Consider the following 6113-nt stretch of genomic DNA (forward strand, 5'->3'; position numbering starts at 1 on the left):
CCCTTTTACTACTATTGTCCCATCAATAATTTCTAAAGTCTTACTTCCAAATATTGATGAATTATCTCCTTAACTTATGAGTTTATCAGTTTCTTTAGCTACTAATTTTTTGTATTGCTTAGGATATGTTAAAATCCAAATGACTAAAAAAACTATCGCTACTATAATCCAATATATATTCGGTTGATTAAATATCCCCGTTCCTGTAAAGTAGATTGGTATAGAAAGTACTATGGGTACAGCATATCTAAGTATGTTAAATGTACTTTTCTGTGATTTCGAGTTTTCTAAATGATGTAAATTGAAGCTTATATAGTCATCTTTTGTTATTTTAAAGTCGATTTTCATTTGTGCCGTCCCCTTATTATTAAAAACTTTATTTACATTATATTACAAATTTCAAGCACTTACAATTAAGCATAGTAACATGAAAAAAGGAAGGGTCTTCATCTTCTTCAGACGACCCTTCCTTTACTTTTAGGCTTTGAATGTCTTATATTTAAATCCTACATATAAAAATTTAACTTATCTATTTAAATTTAATCTCTAATTGCGTTTAGTTTATGAAGCAAATACTCTTTTTTATTCAATGGATCATACGTTGTTTTTTTGCGTGCTTTTGAAAATTCAGCTGAAGCTTCCTTATACCCATAAAATTTTGTCACAAACATTCCTCTACCTTCTGTATATGAAGCTATTTTCATTTTATATTCTTTTGAATTTTCTACTGGAATTAATCCCTTTATTGAGAATTCATCCCCTATAACAATAGGATTATCAAAGGTTGCCCTCATAGTTTCTAAATCCCATACCGCTTTGCTTAAAGCATTTTGAGGAATCTTTAACTCAAACTCATGTAATGGCTCTAATAAAACAGTTTGTGCTTTATATAATGCTTCCATGAATACCATAGGTGTCACATTTCTAAAATCTGCTGGAGTGCTGGCTGGACTAAAAAATTCACCACAGCTAAGAGTGACTTTTACATCTGTAACCTCCCATCCAAATAATCCTTGTTTACTTGTCTTAATAACTGCTTCTTCAATTGCATTTTGAAAAGATTTTGGCAATGACCCTACTGAAACATTAGAAATATACCTAAGACCTTCGCCTCTCCCTGCTGGTTCTATTTCTAAGCCTACTGTCGCCCAAAATGGATTTAAGTCTTCCTGCATATGCATTATTGACGCTCCAAAACCTTTAGGTGTTTCCTTATAGATAGTCTCAATATTCGAAAACTCTACTTTTATTCCATATAAATCATCTAACATGGAACTTAGTATTTCCATTTGAACTTCACCGAATAAGTTGACATAAATTTCTTTATCTATGTCATTCATCTCTAATTCTAGTAGTGGATCTTCCTCTGCAAGTAATGTTAATGCTTTAAATAGCTCTGGATTTTTTTCTTTATCAATTGCAGAAATTGTTGTTTTTAATGCTGGTTTAGCTATAGATATATTTTTAATTTTATCATTTGAAATTCCAATAACATCTCCCACTTGGAAACTTGTAAGTCCATATAAAATACCTATATCCCCTGCTTCTATCCTCTGTGCTTCAACAACTCCCCCATTTTCTAACCTATTAATTTTCTTTACTTTTTCTGCTATCTCCTTATTAGGTACTTGAATTTTATCTCTTACAGATATTTTTCCTCCAAATAATCTTACATAAACCTTCTTTTCATTTTTACTTGTTCTTTCGATTTTAAATACTACTCCAGATAAATCACTTTCACAATCATCACCTGCAAATGGAAAATAACTACAAATTCCATCTAATAAGTCTTCAACTCCAAGTCCAATTGCTGCCGCACCACAAAATACTGGATATAGACTTCCTTCACTTGCATATAATGAAAGCTTTTCTTGTATTTCTTCTTTATCAGGTTCTATTCCACCAATATATCTTTCTAAAAATGCTTCGTCTAAGTCTGATAAAACATCAATAGCATCATCATTTATCATGCATGTATCAAATAGTTTTTTTATATAAACAGCTTTGCTTCCTACATCATATACTTCTTGTAATCTAACTACTTTATTGGACATATTCTTCTTTATATCTTCAAATACTTTATTGAAATTTGCCCCAATTCTATCTAGCTTATTTACAAAAATTATTGTTGGAATGTTTAACTCCTTTAATGTCTCAAATAATATTCTTGTTTGTGACTGAATACCCTCTACTCCTGATATAACTAGTATCGCTCCATCTAAAACACTTAATGAACGTTCAACTTCCGAAATAAAATCCACATGTCCTGGAGTATCAACAATATTAACCTTGACATTATTCCAATTAAAAGATATGGTTGATGATTTAATGGTAATCCCTCTCTTACGCTCAAGCTCCATAGAATCCGTCTGTGTATTGCCTAAATCAACTCTTCCAACTGATTTTATAGCTCCACTATAATATAATAAGTTTTCTGTTATAGTTGTTTTTCCTGCATCCACGTGTGCTACGATTCCTATATTAATTATTTTCTTCATAATCAATACCTCCAACTCTATCAACCACCTTTTTATCCATTATCATAGCAACAATATATAACACTAATACCGGTGTTACTAATAACGAAGTACATGCTATACCCATACTCACTGAAATATTTGTAGCTATGATTCCTATAATTGGTCCACCTAAAATTTGACCTAAGGAATTTATTTGTCCATTTATAGAAAGTACAGTAGATCTGGCCTTGTCATCTATATGTCCATTAAGCCATGCACTAAATATAGGTTCATTTATAGTTCTAAAGGTACTTGTCGCTAAATAAGCTATTAGCATTAAGTTAAATCTTTTTGTAATAGCAAATATGAACATAAATGATATATAAAATATATTTATACATAATAACAGCTTTCCATTTTTATTCTTATCATCATCCTTAAGCTTCTTTTCCATAAAATGCATTACTATAGCACTCAATATCATTCCTGCAATTCCAAAAATTCCGAACCAAGTCACTGGTTTAAGGTTTCCAAGTTTAGGAAGCATAGTATCTTGTAAAAAATGCATATTAGAAAGTCTATCATAACCTTCACTGGATAATCCATAAAATAAAGTTACTGAAAGCAAAATTATAATTATAGGTTTATTTTTTATAAATTTAAGACCAGATTTAAAGGTATATCCCATCTTTTTAAAAGTATTTAAATCCTCTGGAGCAGATGATTTAAAATTATTTTCTGGCATATATAACCATAAAAATAATGCAAGAATTATAAATAAGACTCCACTAACTATAATAGGTAGTCTTACAGATAAATTAGCTATTACAGTGCTTAGTACTATTCCAATAACCGATCCTATCTGTCCTGCTTGTGCTCCCTTTATATAAATTTTATCCAAATCTTTATCTTTCTCTTCTTCCGCAATCCAAGCTTCAACAGATCCACTAATAAAAGTAGAACCTAATCCCCATACAATCTGTGCTACAAGTACGAAAACGAAACTAGAAATAGAACCTTCTAAAATAAATCCCACTCCTGTTAAAACTACACCAATAACAATAGATAGTTTACGACTGTACACATCTGCAACTATTCCTGTAGGAATTTCAAATATAAAGCATGCTACTTCTAAAGTAGTTCCAACAAGTATAAGCTGAAGTGGATTTAAATGCACCGTTTCAATGTGATACACTATCATAACTGTAGCTACTAGTGAAAAACACATTGCTGTAATAGCTGAAAATAATAAATAAGTTTTATATGCTGAAAGTTTATTAACCATTAATAATCACCATCCTAGTATTTTTAAAAAAATTTATTTGTTTTTCATAATCTTCATATTTAAATTGTGCTCCCTTTATATAAATTTTATCCAAATCTTTATCTTTCTCTTCTTCCGCAATCCAAGCTTCAACAGATCCACTAATAAAAGTAGAACCTAATCCCCATACAATCTGTGCTACAAGTACGAAAACGAAACTAGAAATAGAACCTTCTAAAATAAATCCCACTCCTGTTAAAACTACACCAATAACAATAGATAGTTTACGACTGTACACATCTGCAACTATTCCTGTAGGAATTTCAAATATAAAGCATGCTACTTCTAAAGTAGTTCCAACAAGTATAAGCTGAAGTGGATTTAAATGCACCGTTTCAATGTGATACACTATCATAACTGTAGCTACTAGTGAAAAACACATTGCTGTAATAGCTGAAAATAATAAATAAGTTTTATATGCTGAAAGTTTATTAACCATTAATAATCACCATCCTAGTATTTTTAAAAAAATTTATTTGTTTTTCATAATCTTCATATTTAAATATATAAATCATCAAAATAATCTCCTTAAATAAAAAAAGCTGTAAGTGAACATAATTCACTTACAGCCTCATAATTATATAACCTAAATATAAACATGAAATATACAACTTTAATTTATATAACTTATGATTAAGCTATGCAAATTAAAGTCTTATATCATATCTATAAATATAGTAAAAATAGGCATAAAAATACCGTGTTTAGAACACAGTTTTCCTATTCTTCAAATAAAGATGTAATATGCTCATTATAATACTGATTATTTTTAGAGTACACAAATAGACATGGTAATATCAATATTATTAATAATTGTTTCTACCACAAATAAACCTTGAGTTATCCAAGATTTTTTTCATATACTTTTTAAAATAATCCTTATTCAGTTAGTTTAGTTAAAAACTACCTCTTTGCGCATATTTACATCTCCTTTACATTTATATTTTTCATGTTTATATTTTAGTATAATTACATTATATATAAACTTTTATTTTTTTCAATACTTTTATATTCATATTTATCCAAATTCAATTGAAACTTTATTACTTCAAATAACTTATATACACAAAAGAATAACTACTAACTTTAACCTAAATCTGAAATGAATATAAAAAATATATTTGTGGAATGTTTTACAATTTCTTTCAATACTATAGATTAGAAAAAACAAATTCTAATTTGCTGAAATAGGTGAAAAACGAAGAACCTATGAATAAAACTACAATAACCTACAAAAATTCAAATTTTAGATTTTTGTGAGTTTCATTGCAGAATTAAAGCAGACCTACCTTTCATTTATATATCCAATTTTGGTAAAGTTCGCACTTACTTGTGATACGGTTCTCCGTATCGCACTCTACGGAGCGTATTTTAACTCAACTTTATTATTACTTATTATATTACTATTTTCAGATTTAGACAATTCATTACAAGTAAATGTAAAAAGGATAGGTTACCTTGTTCTTTAGGCAACCTATCCTTTATTAAATATGTTATCACATCATCATTTAATAATATTCTATTCATTGTAGCTATTCCCTACACATTTTCCATTTTGAATTATACATTCGTGCATATCTGTAAATGGGTTATAATGACCATCAAATCCATACACACCAACTCTTATTGTTGTTCCAACTGGAACCATTTCACCTGCTTTTATTGATTGTGACTTGACTATTCCTCTTGCCTCATACTCAGGAACAAGAACTGACATGCTAGAGTCTTGTTCAATATTCAATCCTTCTACATATTTTAAATAATCCCCCTCTAAATTAGGAACTTTAATCATCTTAGTCTCTACTTTATCTTCATTTTTTACTTCTTTTTTAGTTTCTTCTTTAGTATCTGCCTTACTTTCTTCTTTTTTAGTTTCTTCTTTACTATCTGTCTTACTTTCTTCTTTTTTTTCTTTAGGTTTTTCAGATACCCATGTTGCTTCTTCTCCACAACTTGAACAAAATTTAGTTACTTCTGTTGATTTTTCTCCACAACTAGTACAGTATACACTTTTTACAACTTCTTCTTTTTCTTCAGATTTCTCATTTTTAGCACATCCAGTTACTATTAATAAAATTATCAGCCCCATTAACATGATTACTTTTTTCATTTTCTATCATCTCACTCTTTAATTATTAAATTTAGTATCTAATTATTTAAAATCTTCTTCTGTTAAATAACTAAACCATTCTAGCATTTTTTCTCTTGCTTTTCTTTTAATTTCAAATGTTATGAACATAGAAATTACTACTAATGCTGTTATTATTGCAGTCAAATCCTCTCCATACCCTACAGCATGAATATGTTTTCCCCTTAATTATTATATATTT

Annotated in this window: 5 protein-coding genes and 1 pseudogene; all 6 read right to left on the reverse strand. The window is 29.0% G+C overall.

What is annotated here, in order from left to right:
- Positions 1-69: 69 nt before the first annotated feature.
- Positions 70-348, reverse strand: coding sequence for a hypothetical protein (locus tag NSA58_RS02435; protein ID WP_049039694.1), 279 nt, complete (start codon positions 346-348; stop codon positions 70-72).
- Positions 349-539: 191 nt separating this feature from the next.
- Positions 540-2498, reverse strand: coding sequence for a tetracycline resistance ribosomal protection protein TetB(P) (gene tetB(P), locus NSA58_RS02440; protein ID WP_006440995.1), 1959 nt, complete (start codon positions 2496-2498; stop codon positions 540-542).
- Positions 2482-3744, reverse strand: coding sequence for a tetracycline efflux MFS transporter TetA(P) (gene tetA(P), locus NSA58_RS02445; RefSeq protein ID WP_006440994.1), 1263 nt, complete (start codon positions 3742-3744; stop codon positions 2482-2484). The genes tetB(P) and tetA(P) overlap by 17 nt, the downstream gene beginning before the upstream one ends.
- Before the next feature lie 64 nt (positions 3745-3808).
- Positions 3809-4222, reverse strand: a pseudogene (locus NSA58_RS02450) (MFS transporter); the annotation flags it as partial.
- A 1080-nt stretch (positions 4223-5302) separates the two neighbouring features.
- Entirely contained in the window at positions 5303-5893 is a 591-nt protein-coding gene (locus NSA58_RS02455; protein WP_257560008.1) for a PASTA domain-containing protein, read from the reverse strand.
- A gap of 42 nt (positions 5894-5935) precedes the next feature.
- A complete protein-coding gene (locus NSA58_RS02460) occupies positions 5936-6058 on the reverse strand; it encodes a hypothetical protein (RefSeq protein WP_257560009.1) in 123 nt (40 codons plus the stop codon).
- Between the last annotated feature and the right edge of the window lie 55 nt (positions 6059-6113).

This window comes from Terrisporobacter muris (assembly GCF_024621905.1).
GTDB classification, from domain to species: Bacteria; Bacillota; Clostridia; order Peptostreptococcales; family Peptostreptococcaceae; genus Terrisporobacter; species Terrisporobacter muris.

Bases quoted from the DNA above. Each gene is read 5' to 3' on its own strand.
- NSA58_RS02435 (WP_049039694.1), bottom strand. From the start codon at position 348: ATGAAAATCGACTTTAAAATAACAAAAGATGACTATATAAGCTTCAAT.
- NSA58_RS02455 (WP_257560008.1), bottom strand. From the start codon at position 5,893: ATGAAAAAAGTAATCATGTTAATGGGGCTGATAATTTTATTAATAGTA.